Origin of the sequence: Candidatus Burkholderia verschuerenii (genome assembly GCF_001189365.1) — a bacterium.
Lineage (GTDB): Bacteria > Pseudomonadota > Gammaproteobacteria > Burkholderiales > Burkholderiaceae > Caballeronia > Caballeronia verschuerenii.
The window spans coordinates 1-15984 of sequence record NZ_LFJJ01000130.1 but is presented as its reverse complement, the minus strand read 5'-3'; the positions used below and the strand labels follow the sequence as shown (position 1 = coordinate 15984).

Annotated in this window: 16 protein-coding genes and 4 pseudogenes; 8 read left to right on the top strand and 12 right to left on the bottom strand. The window is 62.3% G+C overall.

The window, feature by feature from the left end:
* Window positions 1-124: 124 nt before the first annotated feature.
* A pseudogene (locus tag BVER_RS19725) lies at window positions 125-671 on the bottom strand (ABC transporter substrate-binding protein); the annotation flags it as partial.
* Between BVER_RS19725 and BVER_RS34295 the strand changes: the two are divergent.
* Window positions 621-809 (top strand): hypothetical protein, encoded by a 189-nt coding sequence (locus BVER_RS34295; protein WP_232316676.1) that lies wholly within the window; start codon window positions 621-623, stop codon window positions 807-809. The pseudogene BVER_RS19725 and the gene BVER_RS34295 sit on opposite strands and share 51 nt — an antisense overlap.
* Window positions 810-927: 118 nt before the next feature.
* On the opposite strand, the gene BVER_RS19720 is transcribed toward BVER_RS34295, so the two are convergent.
* From BVER_RS19720 to metX, 8 genes are all read right to left on the bottom strand, one after another.
* Complete coding sequence (locus BVER_RS19720; protein ID WP_050454749.1) at window positions 928-1413, bottom strand: cupin domain-containing protein; 486 nt, start codon at window positions 1411-1413, stop codon at window positions 928-930.
* Window positions 1414-1506: 93 nt separating this feature from the next.
* Window positions 1507-3285 (bottom strand): IS110 family transposase, encoded by a 1779-nt coding sequence (locus BVER_RS30400; RefSeq protein ID WP_083452264.1) that lies wholly within the window; start codon window positions 3283-3285, stop codon window positions 1507-1509.
* A 988-nt stretch (window positions 3286-4273) separates the two neighbouring features.
* A complete protein-coding gene (locus BVER_RS35745; RefSeq protein WP_332309137.1) occupies window positions 4274-4621 on the bottom strand; it encodes a M48 family metalloprotease in 348 nt (115 codons plus the stop codon).
* Window positions 4513-4797, bottom strand: a complete 285-nt coding sequence (locus tag BVER_RS35740) for a M48 family metalloprotease (RefSeq protein ID WP_332309136.1) — start codon at window positions 4795-4797, stop codon at window positions 4513-4515. Before BVER_RS35740 ends, BVER_RS35745 begins: the two co-directional genes overlap by 109 nt.
* A gap of 33 nt (window positions 4798-4830) precedes the next feature.
* Window positions 4831-5175, bottom strand: coding sequence for a hypothetical protein (locus tag BVER_RS35735; RefSeq protein WP_232316675.1), 345 nt, complete (start codon window positions 5173-5175; stop codon window positions 4831-4833).
* Window positions 5172-6458 (bottom strand): AmpG family muropeptide MFS transporter, encoded by a 1287-nt coding sequence (locus BVER_RS19700; RefSeq protein WP_050454747.1) that lies wholly within the window; start codon window positions 6456-6458, stop codon window positions 5172-5174. The genes BVER_RS35735 and BVER_RS19700 overlap by 4 nt, the downstream gene beginning before the upstream one ends.
* 44 nt (window positions 6459-6502) lie before the next feature.
* Window positions 6503-7111 (bottom strand): methionine biosynthesis protein MetW, encoded by a 609-nt coding sequence (metW, locus tag BVER_RS19695; RefSeq protein ID WP_050454746.1) that lies wholly within the window; start codon window positions 7109-7111, stop codon window positions 6503-6505.
* The gene (gene metX, locus BVER_RS19690) at window positions 7108-8253 is read right to left on the bottom strand and encodes a homoserine O-succinyltransferase MetX (RefSeq protein ID WP_050454745.1); all 1146 of its coding nucleotides are present in this window, start codon (window positions 8251-8253) and stop codon (window positions 7108-7110) included. Before metX ends, metW begins: the two co-directional genes overlap by 4 nt.
* Between metX and BVER_RS19685 the strand changes: the two genes are divergently transcribed.
* From BVER_RS19685 to BVER_RS19675, 3 genes are read left to right on the top strand one after another with little or no spacing between them, the layout of a single operon-like run.
* Window positions 8237-8524 (top strand): hypothetical protein, encoded by a 288-nt coding sequence (locus BVER_RS19685; RefSeq protein ID WP_157056141.1) that lies wholly within the window; start codon window positions 8237-8239, stop codon window positions 8522-8524. The two genes, metX and BVER_RS19685, sit on opposite strands and share 17 nt — an antisense overlap.
* 36 nt (window positions 8525-8560) lie before the next feature.
* Complete coding sequence (locus tag BVER_RS19680; protein WP_050454743.1) at window positions 8561-8842, top strand: type II toxin-antitoxin system Phd/YefM family antitoxin; 282 nt, start codon at window positions 8561-8563, stop codon at window positions 8840-8842.
* Entirely contained in the window at window positions 8839-9159 is a 321-nt protein-coding gene (locus BVER_RS19675) for a type II toxin-antitoxin system RelE/ParE family toxin (protein ID WP_050454742.1), read from the top strand. Before BVER_RS19680 ends, BVER_RS19675 begins: the two co-directional genes overlap by 4 nt.
* Window positions 9160-9179: 20 nt before the next feature.
* On the opposite strand, the pseudogene BVER_RS19670 reads toward BVER_RS19675, so the two are convergent.
* Both BVER_RS19670 and argB read right to left on the bottom strand, forming a co-directional pair.
* Window positions 9180-9912, bottom strand: a pseudogene (locus tag BVER_RS19670) (HAD-IA family hydrolase).
* 49 nt (window positions 9913-9961) lie between these two features.
* Window positions 9962-10861 (bottom strand): acetylglutamate kinase, encoded by a 900-nt coding sequence (gene argB / locus BVER_RS19665; RefSeq protein WP_050454741.1) that lies wholly within the window; start codon window positions 10859-10861, stop codon window positions 9962-9964.
* Window positions 10862-10989: 128 nt separating this feature from the next.
* On the opposite strand from argB, the gene BVER_RS19660 reads away from it, so the two are divergent.
* The 4 genes and pseudogenes from BVER_RS19660 (at window position 10990) to BVER_RS35300 (ending at window position 15173) form a co-directional block, all read left to right on the top strand.
* The gene (locus BVER_RS19660) at window positions 10990-11211 is read left to right on the top strand and encodes a cysteine-rich CWC family protein (protein ID WP_050454740.1); all 222 of its coding nucleotides are present in this window, start codon (window positions 10990-10992) and stop codon (window positions 11209-11211) included.
* A gap of 137 nt (window positions 11212-11348) precedes the next feature.
* A pseudogene (locus BVER_RS19655) lies at window positions 11349-12650 on the top strand (ATP-binding protein).
* A 33-nt stretch (window positions 12651-12683) separates the two neighbouring features.
* The gene (locus tag BVER_RS19650) at window positions 12684-13226 is read left to right on the top strand and encodes a response regulator transcription factor (protein WP_050454739.1); all 543 of its coding nucleotides are present in this window, start codon (window positions 12684-12686) and stop codon (window positions 13224-13226) included.
* A 392-nt stretch (window positions 13227-13618) separates the two neighbouring features.
* A pseudogene (locus BVER_RS35300) lies at window positions 13619-15173 on the top strand (methyl-accepting chemotaxis protein).
* A 270-nt stretch (window positions 15174-15443) separates the two neighbouring features.
* Here BVER_RS35300 and BVER_RS19640 read toward each other — a convergent pair.
* The gene (locus tag BVER_RS19640) at window positions 15444-15653 is read right to left on the bottom strand and encodes a hypothetical protein (RefSeq protein WP_157056140.1); all 210 of its coding nucleotides are present in this window, start codon (window positions 15651-15653) and stop codon (window positions 15444-15446) included.
* Window positions 15654-15984: the final 331 nt, after the last annotated feature.

Here is a 15984-nt window from a genome sequence, read left to right as displayed (position 1 = left end):
TCAACGTCATGCCTCAACCTCTACTCGTGCGCTGCAGACCTGGCTGAGATGTGCGTTTACGTCTGCACCAGACTGCGTCGTTGGGTCCATTCCGGCAAATTCAATTTTGCAGGCCCGACTACGTATTCGAGGAAACGTAATACGGGAAATTGCCGTTGGGCGCGTCGAGATGGAATTCGACGGTGTGATCGTCGACGGCCTTCGCGGAATCTTTCGACAACACGCCCTTGAGCACGGAAAGCGCGGCGGAACCCGCGCCCGGATCGGCGAGGCGCGCGAAGGTCACGACGACGTCTTTTGCGATCATCGGCTGGCCGTCGTGGAATTTGACGTTCGGGCGCAGCTTGAAGGTCCACACGTCGCCCTTGTCGTTCGATTTCCACGACAGCGCCAGCGCCGGACGCAGCGTGAGATGCTCGCTGTGGTCGTCGACGAGGAATTCGCCGGTCTGCTGAATCAGCGAAAGACCCGCCGAATCCGTGACGGTCAGCGGATCGACCGCGCCCGCCGGCGTCATATGCGCGATGCGGATCATGCCGCCGGGCTTGCCCGCGCCTTGCGCGCGCCGTGCCGGTTATCGCCAGCATGCCGGTGGACCACGCGATGCCGAGCACGCTTGCATGGCGCAGCAGTTCGCGGCGCGTCAGGCGGCCGGCCTTGAATTCATCGATCGCATGATTGCCGAGTTCGCCTGCATCGCGGCGGACGGACTCGAAGGAGGGCGTGTCGGTCGAGGGTTTCTTCATCGGAGTTGGTTCCGTATTCGAATGGTATTGTCCCGTCGGGCCGCGCCCGCGTGCGACGCGTGATGCACTCGGCCCGCCCGAAACGCGCAAGAAACCGGAGCGTGTCTAGCGAAAGGCAGCAAGGATCGCGCCGCGTCCTTCGGGCAAGCGGCGAGGTCCGAAAAAGCGTCGCGGCGACGCCTCAGTGATCGTGCGGATGCTTGTGGATAGGGTCGACCCAATACACTTCTTCCGGCGTTTCCACGGCATCGATGTTCAGATTGACCACGACCGCTTCGTTGTCGCTGCGCACGAGCACGCATTCGAGCGGCTCGTCGGTACTGGCGTTGATTTCCTGATGCGGCACGTAAGGCGGCACGAAAATGAAATCGCCGGGACCGGCCTCGGCGACGAATTCGAGATGCTCGCCCCAGCGCATGCGCGCCTGTCCGCGCACGATATAGATCACGCTCTCCAGCGCGCCGTGATGATGCGCGCCGGTCTTCGAATTCGGATGGATCGTGACGGTGCCCGCCCAGATCTTCTGCGCGCCGACGCGCGCGGCATTGATGGCAGCCGCGCGGTTCATGCCCGGCGTCTGCGCGGTGTTGGTGTCGAGCTGATCGCCCTTGATGACTCTGACGCCGTTGTCGCGCCAATCAATCTGATCTTGATGTGGGTCGCTCATAGCGGAATTTATCGTCTGCGGATAAAAAAAGTCCGTTGCCGCCACCAACGAGCCTGCAACGGACTGGTTCGATACTACACGCTTGGCGCCGGATTATTTCCCTTTGGAATTGATGATCGCCTCCGACACGTTGTTCGGCGTCTCGGCGTAATGCTTGAATTCCATCGTGTAGGTGGCGCGGCCTTGCGTCAGCGAACGCAGCGATGTCGAATAGCCGAACATTTCGGCCAGCGGCACTTCGGCGCGCACGATCTTCCCGCCGCCGCCCGCGATGTCTTCCATCCCCTGCACGATGCCGCGACGGCTCGACAAATCGCCCATCACGTTGCCCATGAATTCCTCGGGCGTTTCGACTTCGACGGCCATCGTCGGTTCGAGCAGCACGGGCTTCGCCTTGCGCATCGCTTCCTTGAAGGCCATCGAACCGGCCATGCAGAAGGCGTTTTCGTTCGAGTCGACGTCGTGGTACGAGCCGAAGGTCAGCGTCACTTTCGTATCGACGACCGGATAGCCCGCCAGCACGCCCGACTTGAGCGTTTCCTGAATGCCCTTGTTGACCGCCGGAATGTATTCGCGCGGAATCACGCCGCCCTTGATGGCATCGACGAATTCGTAGCCTTTACCCGGATGCGGCTCCAGCGTGATCACCGCGTGACCGTACTGGCCGCGTCCGCCCGACTGCTTGACGAACTTGCCTTCGACATCCTCGATCCGGTTGCGCACCGTCTCGCGATACGCCACCTGCGGCTTGCCGACGGTCGCCTCGACGTTGAACTCGCGCTTCATCCGGTCGACGAGAATTTCGAGGTGCAACTCGCCCATGCCGGAGATGATCGTCTGGCCGGATTCCTCGTCGGTCGCCACGCGGAACGACGGGTCTTCCTGCGCAAGCCGATTCAGCGCGATACCCATCTTCTCCTGGTCGGCCTTCGTCTTCGGCTCGACGGCCTGCGAGATCACCGGCTCAGGGAAAATCATCCGTTCGAGGATGATGATGTTGTTCGGATCGCACAGCGTGTCGCCGGTCGTCGCTTCCTTCAGGCCGACCGCCGCCGCGATATCGCCCGCGCGCACTTCCTTGATTTCCTTGCGCTCGTTGGCGTGCATTTGCAGAATCCGGCCCAAGCGTTCGTATTTGCCGCTATCGGCATTGAAAGTGGCGAGTCCGACGAGCGAGGCGATCTCGCGTCGGCCGAGCGTGTCCAGTTCGGGCAGAAAGGCGATGATCACGGCAGCCGTTCCTCGTCCGATGCCGGGCATGGAGCGCAGCAAGGACTCGGTTTTACGCCAGAGTTCGTTGGCGCTCATGAAGCCGTCGATATCGCGATCGGCGTCCTTGATGCGCTGCTTGAGAAACTGGATGAGTTCGTCGATGCTCGGCCAGGAGGATTTATGCGCGCGTTTGCGGCGATTCTGCTCGGCGGTGAGCATGTCGATGAGTTGCGATCGACGCAGGATAAAGGCCTGCAATTGCTGCGTTTGCTCGTCATTGAGGGGACGCACTTCGGGCCTGATGACGGCGGCGTGGGCGATGACGCGTGCATCGATGCGATCGGTCTTGGCCAGCTTGCCGGTGGATTTGGCAAAGTCGCGCACGCGCTTGGGATTGACCGCGACGGCGGGCAAGCCGGCCTGGCAGAGCGCTTCGAGTACGACGCGCTCAAGCTTGCCGGTGGCCTCGAGGACGATCAGCTGAGGCTTGAGCGGACGCAGCGTATCGAGTAGAGAGGCGATACCGTCGGGAGAATTGGGCAGACGCGAATAATCGTCGGAGCCGTGGAAGGTGAGGTCGAGAAACGCGCCGCTGACATCGATGCCGACGAACAAAGGGGAAGCGCAGGAGGATTGGATTGGATTCACCACAGCACCCATACTTGTAAGGATACGAGCTCGAGGCTCAGTCAACTGTCCGGGTTCAGAGCGGTAAAGAGGAAGCGGCGCCACAAGCTTTCTTTCGGGCTGCAAGGCCCTTGATAACCAAACGGGCTACCGCTTCCGCGAACCGAAGGGATCAGCGTCGGTCCGCTAGGGGATGTTATACAAGTAACCAAAGAAAGCCGCTTGGCCGATCCTAAGCACCTTCTTGAGCGGCCGCGGCACAGGAATTTTGACTTGGCACAGCAGTAGCGAGTGGCTTCACGGTAAGTCCCGGCGCTGGTCCCCATGCGATTAGCGGCTTTCTCGCCCACCTTGGTAACGGTCCCCTTCGGCTTACTCCGGCCCGCTGCGCGGCCGGTTTTGGGCCGTACAGGCAACCGGCAGGTGATAAGCGAAACGACCTCGAACGCGGCATCGAATCGATTGTTATTCGGCCCTACCTCGGTGGGAGCTTCGATGAAAATCATGCGCACACGTAATGCAGGCGTCAAAACGAAGCACGTGTTTGGTATTCCTGCGGGGTCACAACGGGCAGCAACCGATTGCGGTGGGTCTGCGAGAGCGAACGAATTTCGTCGAAGCGCTAACCGAGGTAGGGCCGTATAGCGATCAAACCGATGGCGCGTGCGAGGTCGTTTCGCTGATCACCTGCCGGTGGCCCAAACAGCCCTAAACCGGCCGCGAAGCGAGGCCGGAGTAAGCCGAAGGGGACCGTTACCAAAGTGGGCGAGAAAGCGCTAATCGCATGGGAACCAGCGCGCGAACATACCGTGTGAACCCTCGCTATTGCTGTGCCAAGTCTAAAGTCCTGTGCCGGGGCCGCTCAAGAAGGTGCTTAGGATCGGCCAGCGGTTTTCTTTGGTTACTTTCTTTGCCGCCGCAAAGAAAGTGACCCCACCGTCGGGGAGGCGGCTACTGAAAAAACAGCACAATCAGCAGAAGCAGCAAGACATCAGAAAACCCACCCTACCGTCCACTCTTCTTAAACCGCCCCATCCCCCCCATAATTCGGCAATTGATCAATCGTCTTCCCCACCGCCTTTGCGTACAAAGGCATCATATCCGGCATACGCTTCATCAAATCCTGCAGCCGATCCGGCCCATACGGGTGCATCCAGATAAACCCATTATCTGAACGCCGCGTCGTGTTATCGATCTTGTTCCACAACGTAACCGCCGCCCGCGGATCGTACCCCGCCCGCGAGGCGATCTCGCTGCCGATCACATCGGCCTCGGTCTCATCGGCGGCGGAGTAACGCATCGCGAGCAGCTGATCGCCGATGCCCAGCGGCTGCTGTCCCACATCGGCGAACCCGAACAACTGCGGCATCGTGCCCGCCGTGAGCTGCGCCGCCTGCTGCTTGCCGAGCCGCTCGCGCGCGCGTGCTCGCGCAACGCATGCGCGATCTCGTGGCCGATCATCATGCCGATCTCGTTGTCGTTCAGATGCAGCTTCTCGATCAGCCCGCTATAGATCACGATCTTCCCGCCCGGCAGACAGTACATGCGAATCTCGGGCGACTTGACGACGTTGATCTCTCACTTCCAGTTCTTCGCGCGATCGTTCCACTTGAGCGCGAACGGAATCTCGTGATTCGCGATATCGCGCACGCGCTTCACCAGTTCGTTGTCGTCGGGAAGCAGACGCTTCGTCTTCTCCGCCTCGTGGATGATCTGCGCGTATTCGTCGGTGGACTGCGCCTCGAGGGTCGCGGGCGGAATGAGGTTGCGGAACAGCGCCGCATTGCCGAAGCGAATCTGGTTGTTCGGCGCGGTGTAGGGCGGAGGGGCTTTCTGCTCGTCCTGAGCGTAGGCGCTTGCGGATGCGAATGACGTCATTGCCAGCGCAAAACCAAGCGCGCGGAGCGTGAAGGACGCCGTCATCGTTGAGGTCTCCAGGGCGCGATTTTAGGCAACAGTAACATGCCCGGAATGGACAGCGCGACGCAGACCAGAAAGTACTCGAACCATCCCGTCTGCGCGACGATGAATCCGCTCGACGCCGACGCGAAGGTGCGCGGCACGGCGGCGAGGCTCGTGAACAGCGCGAATTGCGCCGCGGTGTAGCGCGGGTCGGTTGTGCTGGCGATATAGGCGGTGAAGGTCGCGAGCGTGAGTCCGGTCGCAAAGGTTTCGAAGCCGTAGAGCACGCCGAGCGCGAGCGGCGACGGCCCGATCTTCGCGAGCCACGCAAAGCCAATGGTCGCGAGAATCTGCAAGACGCCGAAGATCCACAGTCCGCGCGCAATGCCGATCTTCACCAGAAAGATGCCGCCGATAATCCCGCCCGCGAGACTCGTCCAGAACGCGACCGCCTTGGCGATCACGCCGATCTGCTGCAGCGAGAAACCGATATCGATAAAGAACTTGGTGGCGAGCGCGGTCGCCATCGTATCGCCGAGCTTGTAGAGAAAGATGAAGCCGACCACCAGCAACGCCGCGCGCCAACCATTACGCGTGATGAACTCGTGGAACGGCTCGACGATTGCCTCGCGCAGATTCTTCGGCGGCGCGCCGTGCAGCGCGGGCTCGCGCACGACCAGCGTCATGATGATGCCCGGCAGCATGAACGCCGCCGTGATCATGAACACGGTCTTCCACGGCAGATAAGCCGCGAGAATCAGCGACAACGAACCGGGCACGAGCCCCGCGACCTTGTACGCGTTGACGTGCACCGCGTTGCCCAGACCTTGTTCGGTATCGGCGAGCAATTCGCGCCGGTAGGCATCGATGACGATATCCTGACTCGCGCTGAAGAACGCCACCAGCGCGGCGACCGCGGCCACGGCCCAGATGTTTTCAGCAGGCGAAAAGAAGCCGAACGAGGCGATCGCCAGCGTTACCAGAATCTGCGTGACGAGCATCCAGCCGCGCCGACGGCCGGGCGTCCAGCCGGGAAAGCGCGGCACGAACCGGTCCATCAGCGGCGACCAGACGAACTTCCACGTATAAGGCAGGCCGATCAGCGCGAACAGGCCGATCTCCTTCACGTTGACGTGCGCGGTCGTCAGCCACGCCTGCAGCAGATTGAACAGCGTGAAGAGCGGCAATCCCGACGTGAAGCCGAGAAAGACGCAGATGAGGATGCGCGCGTTGAGGAACGCGCGCCAGTTCGGGTGATCTTCGTGTGCGGTAAGAGCAGGCGCCTCGCGTGGCGTATCAGGCATATCGTTGGTCAGACAGTGGTCGATGCGTGACTTTCCGGCAGAGATTACCGGCGCTTCACGCGATAGACCGCAAGGCTACCACGCCAGTTCTCGCCCCAACGGACGGTCTGCCCGCCGTGCAGTACCACGCGATCCAGAATCTCGATGCCCACTTCCGGCGCCAGCGCCTCGAAATCCTTGATGGTCAGCACGCGCACGTTCGGCGTGTTGTGCCATTGATAAGGCAGCGATTTCGACACCGGCATGCGCCCTTGAATTACCGCCAGCCGATGCGGCCAATACCCGAAGTTCGGGAACGACACGATACATTCGCGCCCGACGCGCACGGTCTCGCGCAGAATCGCGGCGGTCTGATGAATCGTCTGCAGCGTTTGCGAGAGGATCGCCAGATCGAAGCTGTCGTCTTCGAACAGGCGCAGGCCGTCTTCCAGATTCTGCTGGATCACGTTGACGCCTTTTTGCGCGCACGCGAGCACGCCCGCATCGTTGATCTCGATGCCGTAGCCCTGCACGTCGAGTTCTTCACCGAGCAGCGAGAGCAACGAGCCGTCGCCACAACCGAGATCGAGCACCGTCGAACGCGGTTCGACCCAGCGCGCGATCGCGCGAAAATCCGCGCGCAGCGAAAGCGAATCGAGGGTGTGCTGGTTCATGCGCCGATCTCCGTGGCAATGCGTTCGTAGTAGGCGCGAACGAGGTTGTGATAGCGCGCGTCGTCGAGCAAAAAAGCGTCGTGGCCGTGCGGCGCGTCGATTTCCGCATAGCTCACGGTGCGCTTGTTGTCGAGCAGCGCCTTGACGATCTCGCGCGAGCGCGCGGGCGCGAATCGCCAGTCGGTCGAGAAGCTCGCGATCAGATACTTCGCGGTCGTGTTGGCGAGCGCCGCGCGCAGATCGCCGTCGAAGGCCTTGGCGGGATCGAAGTAATCGAGCGCGCGCGTGATCAGCAGATACGTGTTCGCATCGAAGTATTCGGCGAACTTGTCGGCCTGATAGCGCAGATACGACTCCACTTCGAATTCCACGTCGAAGTTGAAGTTGTACGCATCGAGCGCGCCTTCCGCCCGGCGCAGCGCGCGGCCGAATTTCACGGCCATGTCGTCGTCCGACAGATACGTGATGTGGCCGATCATCCGCGCCACGCGCAGACCGCGACGCGGTTTCACGTTATGCGCGTAGTAATCGCCGCCGTGGAAATCGGGATCGGAGAGAATCGCCGAGCGCGCCGTTTCGTTGAACGCGATGTTCTGCGCCGACAGCTTCGGCGTCGATGCAATCACGATGCAATGCCCCAGCCGCTCGGGATACATCATGCTCCACGCCAGCGCCTGCATGCCGCCCAGACTGCCGCCCATCACCGCCGCGAATCGCTCGATGCCGAAGCGGTCGGCGAGCCGCGCCTGCGCGTTCACCCAGTCTTCCACGGTGACGACGGGAAAGCTCGCGCCGTAGGGCTTGCCGCTGACGGGATCGAGGCTCATCGGGCCGGTCGAGCCGAAACACGAGCCGAGATTGTTCACGCCGATCACGAAGAAGCGATTGGTGTCGAGCGGCTTGCCGGGACCGACCATGTTGTCCCACCAGCCGACGTCCTTCGGATTGTCCGCGTACACGCCCGCGACGTGATGCGACGCGTTCAGCGCATGGCACACGAGCACCGCGTTCGAACGCGCAGCGTTCAGTTCGCCGTAGGTTTCGACGACGAGTTCATAGCCGCCGAGCGTCGAGCCGTTCTGCATCGCGAGCGGTTCGGTGAAACGCAGAGTCTGGGGAGTGACGATGCCGATCGATTCCATTCATTCCGCCTTGATAGAACGGCTAAACGGTCGGCTGAGCGCGAAGGAAAAGCGTGCGCGGCTGATGACCTCTTTAGCCGCATTTATAGTGAACGTTAGCGATAGTTCGCTTGAGTTCGCGCGTCCGCAATCGAGTCAGCAAATCGGGGCGTATTCCATTTCAAACTGCTTCGAGAAAATCTCGTTAGCGGTGAAGTATAGCGGAAAACGTCATAAGTCCCGCGAACAGGCGACTTTGGATGCGGCCCGGATTTACGCCTATATTGTGTAATCGTCACTTTGTGTCATGTCGCGACGAGGAACGAACATGAAGCCGAGCCGCGTGCGGCCGCTGAGTCACCTGAAGAACCGCGCGGCGGAAATGATCCGCAATATCACCGAAAGCCGCGAGCCGATGCTGATCACGCAGAACGGCGAGGCGAAGGTCGTCGTGCAGGATGTGCAGTCCTACGAGGATCTGCATCAGACGATCGCGCGGCTCAAGATTCTGGCGATGGGCCAAAAGAATATCGAAGCGGGTCAGTGTTTCAGCGCGCTCGACGTATTCAAGGAAATCGAACGGCTCGACAAGGAAGAAGGCGTCAAGTGAAAACCGTTTTTCTCGAACCCGTGCGACGCGACCTGCAGGACTTCCGGCGCTATGTGATCAACAACTTCGGCGGCACCGCGTGGGCCGCGACGCGCGACCGGATCGCCGATACCATCGCCGAAATCGAAGCCGAGCCGCGCCGGGGCGCGACGCCGCCCGAACTGGTCGACTTCCGCCTCTCGGGCTATTACGAAGTGGTGAGTGGCACGAACCGCATCATTTACAAGATCGACGACGACACGATCTACGTGCATCTCGTCGTCGATACGCGCACGGATCTCGAAGACATTCTCGCGCGGCGGCTGTTTCGGATGTAGCAGCAATCGCCGCTGGCGGATCAGAACGCGCGGCCGCGCATGCCGAGCGTCAGCGCGCGCAGCGAGCGCACCGTGCGATCCACGTAGTGCGGCCGTCCGCTTCCGGGCAAGCGCATCGACAGGCCGCCGCTGGCCGTCTTCGCGACCGGCAGATGCCCGACGATCCACACCGTGCGAATCCCCAGCCGCCGATAACGCTTCAAATGCCCGTGCGTATCCTCGACGAGAATCGCGTCCTTGAGCGCACGTGCGCGCGGCGCATTTCACGGCGCAGCATGGTGGCGTCGGGCTTGCATCGCCAGGTCTTGCCCTCGCTCATGTCCTCGATGGCGATCACGCGCTCGAACAGCTTGCCGATGCCCAGTTCCGCCAGCACGGAACGCGCGTAGATGGTCGGCGCGTTGGTCAGCACGATCTTGCGTCCCGGCAGCGCGTTCAGCATGCGCGCGAGGCCGCGCTCGGCGCGCAGCATCGACGGCAGATCGGCGAAGGTGTGCACCACGCGCAGAAAGTCGGCGGCGTCGATATCGTGATGCTTCGTCAGGCCGATCAGCGATGCGTGTAGCCGGTGCGCAGACGGTTCGCCTCGTCGATATCGACGTTCAGACGATCCATGATGTACTGCGTCATGCCCTTGTTGATCGCCGGAAACACCGCGTGCGACGCGTGATGCAGCGTGTTGTCGAGATCGAAGAGCCAGACGGGGCCGCGTGTCTTGACGCGGCGGCGGCGAGAAGGGCGTTGAACTGTCATCGTGAAAACGCCCGCGCAAGGGCGGGCGTCTTTAGCAGGGGGAGGAAGCTCAATGCGAGCGGATCATCGTGCCGAACGGCTGCTCGGTGAGAATCTCGAGCAGCACCGAATGTTCGATCCGCCCGTCGATGATGTGCACCGAGCGCACGCCGCTCTTGGTGGCATCGAGCGCGGACGAGATCTTCGGCAGCATGCCGCCGGAGATCGTGCCGTCCGCGAACAGCGCGTCGATTTCGCGCGCGGAGAGGTCGGTCAGCAGCGTGCCTTCCTTGTCCATCACGCCGGGGATGTTGGTCATCATGACGAGCTTTTCGGCGTTCAGCACGACCGCCAGTTTGCCCGCGACCAGATCCGCGTTGATGTTGTACGAGAGGCCGTCTTCGCCGAAACCGATCGGCGAAATGACCGGAATGAACGCGTCGTCCTGCAGCGCCTTCACGACCGCCGGATTGATGGCTTCGACTTCGCCGACCTGGCCGATATCGATGAACTGGCCCGGATTATCGCGATCCGGCATCATCAGCTTGCGTGCGTGGATGAGGCCGCCGTCCTTGCCCGTCAGCCCGACCGCGTGACCGCCGAAGTGGTTGATGAGCGTGACGATATCCTGCTGCACTTCGCCGCCGAGCACCCATTCGACGACTTCCATCGTCTCTTCGTCGGTGACGCGCATGCCCTGGATGAAGGTGCCCTGCTTGCCGATCTTCTTCAGCGCCTGGTCGATCTGCGGGCCGCCGCCGTGGACGATCACCGGATTGATACCGACCAGTTTCAGCAGGATGACGTCGCGCGCGAAGCCTTGCTTCAGGCGCTCTTCGGTCATGGCGTTGCCGCCGTATTTGATCACGACCGTCTTGCCGTGATACTGACGGATATAAGGCAGCGCCTCGGCCAGAATTTCAGCTTTCAGGGTAGGCGCAATCTGCGAGAGATCAGGAAGCTCGGACATAGCGGCTAGGGAACGAGGCGTTTAAACACGCCGAATTGTACACAACTGACGCAGCGCAACAGGTCGTTTTTCCTGATGCGCCGTCACGGTTTTCAGCATGCGATCATGACGCGCGGATCGATGACAACATGATGAACGAAATGCCCCGACACGATGCATCCGCGAACGATGCCGCGTCACACTGCGAACGCTGCGGCGCGACCTTCCGCTGCGGCGCACGCGCGGGCGATACGTCATGCTGGTGCGCGGCGCTCCCCGCGTTGCCGCCGCAACGTCTGCGCGACGGCGCGGGCTGTCTGTGCGCGGCGTGCCTCGCGGCTGAACTGACGCGCGCATCACGCGAAAATTAGCAGAACGCGTGCCGTCTTGCGCAGACGGGCGCCCCGAAGTGCGACAAATCGCGCCACCCGCGGTTCCCGGTGCGGCGCAAGCACGATAATGTCGCATGAGGTTTTATTTCACGCAGCGCCGACCAGTACGCAACCAGATGCATCGCATAACCAATACCGGACGGGTCAATCTCGGTCATCTCTTCTGGCTTCGCTCGCTGGCGATCATCGGCCAGTTGTCGACCATCGCCGTCGTGCAGATTTTTCTCGGCGCGAAACTGCCGCTGCCGGCGATGCTGCTCGTCATCGCGCTGGAGATGGTCTTCAACGGGCTGACGTGGCTGCGCGTCGCGCGGGCGCAACCGGAGACCAATCTCGAACTGTTCGGCCAGATGTGGGTCGATCTCGGCGCGCTGTCGGCGCTGCTGTTCCTGTCCGGCGGCGCGACCAATCCCGTTCGTCACGCTCTATATCCCGTCGCTGGCGATCGCCGCCGCCGTGCTGCCGTGGACCATGATGATCTGCCTGATGGTCTTCGCCGTCTGCTGCTACGCGCTGCTCAGCTACAACTACGTGCCGCTCAATATCGAGAATCCGGCCAATCTGTTCGATTATTTCCGCACCGGCCTGTGGGTGAACTTCATGGTCAGCGTCGGGCTGATCGGCTGGTTCGTCGCGCGCATGTCGCGGGCGCTGCGCCTGCGCGATGCCGCTCTCGCCGATGCCCAGCAGCGCCATATGCGCGACGAACGCGCGATCGCGCTAGGCGTGCAGGCGGCGACCGTCGCGCACGAAATGGGCACGCCGCTGTCGACTATCGCGATGCTGTCCGAGGAATTGCGCGATTCCGCCGCGCACGACAAAAACCTCGCGCCCTACGCGGCGGACTTCGAATTGCTCGAACAGCAGATGGCGCTGTGCACGTCGGCGCTGGCGCGATTGCGCAGCCGCGCGACCGGCCCGTCGATGCGTCAGCCGCTCGACGAGTGGCTCGCGAGCTTTATCGAGCAATGGCGGCTGCGTCATCCGCAGGTGAAGTTCGCGCAGACGGGCGGCGCGCCCGCCGGCATGTGGATCGACGATCCGGTGGCCGTCGGCCAGATTCTGACCATCCTGCTCGACAACACCGCGCGCGCCAGCAGCGATTCCGTGAGCCGGCGTCCGCGCAAGGCGAGAACGGCACCAGCACACTGACCTTCGACGTCTGCGATCGCGGTCCGGGCATTCCGCTGGCGCTGCGCGCATCGCTGGGCGCGGGGCCGGTCGACAGCACGCAAGGCGGTCACGGCGTCGGGCTGTATCTGGCGTTCGCGGCGGCGGCGCGGCTGAACGGCTCCATCGAACTGCTCGACGGCGAGCCGCGCGGCACGCGCGCCGTGTTGCGGCTGCCGAGCCGCGCATCGACATCGGCCGGATCGAAAGGAACGGCGGCGAGAACTGAACCCAGCGGCGCGGCTTGAGCGCGCGCACACCGAACCACGGAGAAAAGCAGCATGAGCGACATGAATTTCCTGATCATCGACGACGACGAGGTTTTGGCGGGCATCCTCGCGCGCGGACTGAAGCGGCGCGGATACACGACGCATCAGGCGCACGACGCGGACGAAGCGATCAGGCTCGCCAATCAGCATAAGTTCGGGCAGGTCACGGTCGATCTGCATCTCGGACAGGATTCCGGCCTGCGTCTCGTCGCGCCGCTGCGCGATCTGCAGCCGGACGCGCGCATTCTGGTGCTGACGGGCTATGCGAGCATCGCGACGGCCGTGCAGGCCGTGAAGGACGGCGCGGACAACTATCTCGCCAAGCCGGCCAACGTCGAGTCGATTCTGGCGGCGCTGCACGAGCAGGCGAGCGAGCAGACGGCCGAGGAAGCGATCGAAAATCCGACGCTGGCGTCGGTTGCGCGGCTCGAGTGGGAACACATTCAGCGGGCGCTGGCGGAGAACAACGGCAATATTTCGGCGACGGCGCGCGCGCTGAATATGCATCGCCGAACATTGCAGCGGAAGCTGGCGAAGAAGCCGGTGCGGCAGTAAAAGCGGGAAAATGCGATGTGGCCGACGAAAACCGACGTCAAAAAAAAGAACCGCCCAAGCCGGGGAACAAGGGCGGTAATCGGAGAGTTGCAACGACTAGTGCATATACATGGGGATACGCACAGGGACAGAATACGCCGCTTGATCGCACCCCAAAATACGATAATTCTTAATATTAAGCACTTTTTTAAATTGCTGCTTTAAGGCAACAATCCGATCAACGCGCGGTTTACTTTCGTTCCACTTTCAGCGGTCATCCGTGCCGCGATATCTCATTCATACGCGCTCAAGAACTTCGGAGCGAGCGCCGTAAAGCCTCCGTGAGCGCGACCGCGAGTTCGCGCAGCGCCGAACGCGGACGCCGTCCGTGGGGCGCGATTGAGGAGAAATCGATGAATTGGTTCGACCGCCTGTCCGTGCAGGGCAAGCTGCTGGTGTCGCTTGCCGTGGTGATCGTGTTTACCGCGTGCGTCGGTGGAACCGGCGTGTTGTCGCTGGCGAAGATGAACGGGCTGATCGAGGAAATCGGCGATCGTCATATGGACGGTCTGTACTGGGTCGAGGAAGTCAACAAGAACAAGCTCAACACCGATCTGGCCGCCGCCAATCTCACCTTCGCCGACGAAGCCGGCAAGGCCAAGCTCAAGCAGGACATGTCGGCGTCGCTGGCGGAAATGCATCGCGGCTTCGAAAAGATGAACCCGAGCATCATCACGCCGCAGGGCCGCGCGCTGTACGAGAAGGCGGGACAAAGCATCGCGGCGTGGGAAGAGGTCGTGCAGATTCAGATGGGCACGAAGCCGATGCCGCCGGGCATCGACCAGATGGGACTCGTCGCGCGCGCGATCGCCGCGAGCGAAGATGCGCGCGGCGCGCTGGAGCGTTTCGCCGACTTCAAGCGTCAACGCGCGATGGAAACGCGCAATCACGCCGCCGACGAATACGCGACCATGCGTCTCGTAATGCTCGCGCTGGTCGCGGGCGCGATGGCGGCGGGCGCGCTGCTGGCGGTGTTCATCGGGCGACGTCTGTCCGCGCAACTCGGCGGCGAGCCGGCGTATGCGGCGCAGATCGCGAACCGCATCGCGCATGGCGATCTGACGATGCGCGTCGAAACCCGCGCCGGCGACGACACCAGCATGCTGCACAGCCTCGGCGACATGAGCGCGAAGCTCAAGCATATCGTCGGCGGCATCCGTCATTCGAGCGATTCGATTTTGCATGCGTCGCGCGAAATCTCGCAGGGCAATACCGATTTGTCGCAGCGCACGGAAGAGCAGGCCGCGTCGCTGGAAGAAACGGCGTCGAGTATGGAGCAGCTGACGGCGACGGTGCGCCAGAACGCCAGCAATGCCGACGAGGCGAACGGTCTCGCGCGCCGCGGCGCGTCGGACGTGTCGGCGCGGGGCAGCGCGCTGGTCGGCGAAGTCGTCGGCAATATGCGCGAACTCGCGGCGGGCTCGAAGCGCATGACGGACATCATCGCGGTGATCGAAGGCATCGCGTTCCAGACCAACATCCTCGCGCTGAACGCCGCCGTCGAAGCGGCGCGCGGGCGAGGAAGGCCGCGGCTTCGCGGTGGTTGCGGGCGAAGTGCGCGCGCTGGCGCAAAAGAGCGCGATGTCGGCGAAGGAGATCAAAGAGTTGATCGAAGCGTCGACGGCGCGCGTGGACAGCGGCGCGGAACTCGCCGAACGCGCCGGCGCGACGATGCACGAAGTCACGCAGGCGATGCAGCGCGTGACGGACATCATGGCGCAGATTTCGTCGGCGTCGCACGAGCAGAGCGCGGGCATCGAGCAGGTGAATCTGGCGATCGCGCAAATGGATCAGGTGACGCAGCAGAACGCGGCGCTGGTCGAGGAAGCCGCCGCTGCCGCGATGGCCGATCAGGCCGAGCAGCTGAAGGGCGCGGTGGCGGTGTTCGAGCTGGATCGGCATGCCTGATCGATGGGGCCGCAATCCGGAAAGCTTTCCGTAAGAGAAGCTTTCTTACCACCCTGCGGCCCACTCCGTAAACTTCTGCCAATTTCATTTTGAGCGCGTCGTCCGGACGGAGGACGGCGCGCCGTGTTTTGAGGGAGAGCCGCCCATGTCCGATTCCTTTTTCCCGCGCTGGCCGGTCCAGCCGGATGCACAGGGCGGCCGCGTCGTCGCGCGCACACAGCGCAGCCACCATACGCGAGATGCGCGCTCTCGCTATTCGCTGTGTGTCCGTTAGCGCTTCGACGAAGAAAAACGCGTCACGCGCACACCGCGCAGCCAACCCAAATGATGATGCGCATTCTTGTTACTCGGTCCTGCGTTCTTGAGCGCTCCGATAAAGAATGCGCATGCCGCCGCTCGCAGCGAAGTTAAAAAAGAAAATAAAGATTCCAAAGGGAGTGGATTGGCGGTAGCCGCGCTGGTGGCGCGCGCCGCGCGCATCGCGATGCACGTGCGCAGCACAGCCGAATCGCGGCGACAGTTATGCGAGAGCAATGGAATTTCGCCGAAGCGCCAACCGAGGTAGGGCCGAATAACGATCAAACCGATGGGGTATTCGAGGTCGTTTCGCTGGTCACCTGCCGGTGGCCCAAACGGCCCTAAACCGGCCGCGCAGCGAGGCCGGAGTAAGCCGAAGGGGACCGTTACCTAGTCTGGCCTGCAAAATTGAATTTGCCGGAATGGACCCGACGACGCAGTCTGGTGCAGACGTAAACGCACATCTCAGCCAGGTCTGCAGCGCACGAGTAGAGGTTGAGGCATGACGTTGAGC

Excerpts from the sequence above, each read along its gene's own strand:
- BVER_RS34295 (WP_232316676.1), top strand. The coding sequence starts at position 621 with ATGGCGCAGCAGTTCGCGGCGCGTCAGGCGGCCGGCCTTGAATTCATC.
- BVER_RS19720 (WP_050454749.1), bottom strand. The coding sequence starts at position 1,413 with ATGAGCGACCCACATCAAGATCAGATTGATTGGCGCGACAACGGCGTC.
- BVER_RS30400 (WP_083452264.1), bottom strand. The coding sequence starts at position 3,285 with ATGGGTGCTGTGGTGAATCCAATCCAATCCTCCTGCGCTTCCCCTTTG.
- BVER_RS35745 (WP_332309137.1), bottom strand. The coding sequence starts at position 4,621 with ATGCCGCAGTTGTTCGGGTTCGCCGATGTGGGACAGCAGCCGCTGGGC.
- BVER_RS35740 (WP_332309136.1), bottom strand. The coding sequence starts at position 4,797 with ATGTACTGTCTGCCGGGCGGGAAGATCGTGATCTATAGCGGGCTGATC.
- BVER_RS35735 (WP_232316675.1), bottom strand. The coding sequence starts at position 5,175 with ATGACGGCGTCCTTCACGCTCCGCGCGCTTGGTTTTGCGCTGGCAATG.
- BVER_RS19700 (WP_050454747.1), bottom strand. The coding sequence starts at position 6,458 with ATGCCTGATACGCCACGCGAGGCGCCTGCTCTTACCGCACACGAAGAT.
- metW (WP_050454746.1), bottom strand. The coding sequence starts at position 7,111 with ATGAACCAGCACACCCTCGATTCGCTTTCGCTGCGCGCGGATTTTCGC.
- BVER_RS19685 (WP_157056141.1), top strand. The coding sequence starts at position 8,237 with ATGCCGATCGATTCCATTCATTCCGCCTTGATAGAACGGCTAAACGGT.
- metX (WP_050454745.1), bottom strand. The coding sequence starts at position 8,253 with ATGGAATCGATCGGCATCGTCACTCCCCAGACTCTGCGTTTCACCGAA.
- BVER_RS19680 (WP_050454743.1), top strand. The coding sequence starts at position 8,561 with ATGAAGCCGAGCCGCGTGCGGCCGCTGAGTCACCTGAAGAACCGCGCG.
- argB (WP_050454741.1), bottom strand. The coding sequence starts at position 10,861 with ATGTCCGAGCTTCCTGATCTCTCGCAGATTGCGCCTACCCTGAAAGCT.
- BVER_RS19660 (WP_050454740.1), top strand. The coding sequence starts at position 10,990 with ATGATGAACGAAATGCCCCGACACGATGCATCCGCGAACGATGCCGCG.
- BVER_RS19650 (WP_050454739.1), top strand. The coding sequence starts at position 12,684 with ATGAGCGACATGAATTTCCTGATCATCGACGACGACGAGGTTTTGGCG.
- BVER_RS19640 (WP_157056140.1), bottom strand. The coding sequence starts at position 15,653 with ATGCGCGCGGCGCGCGCCACCAGCGCGGCTACCGCCAATCCACTCCCT.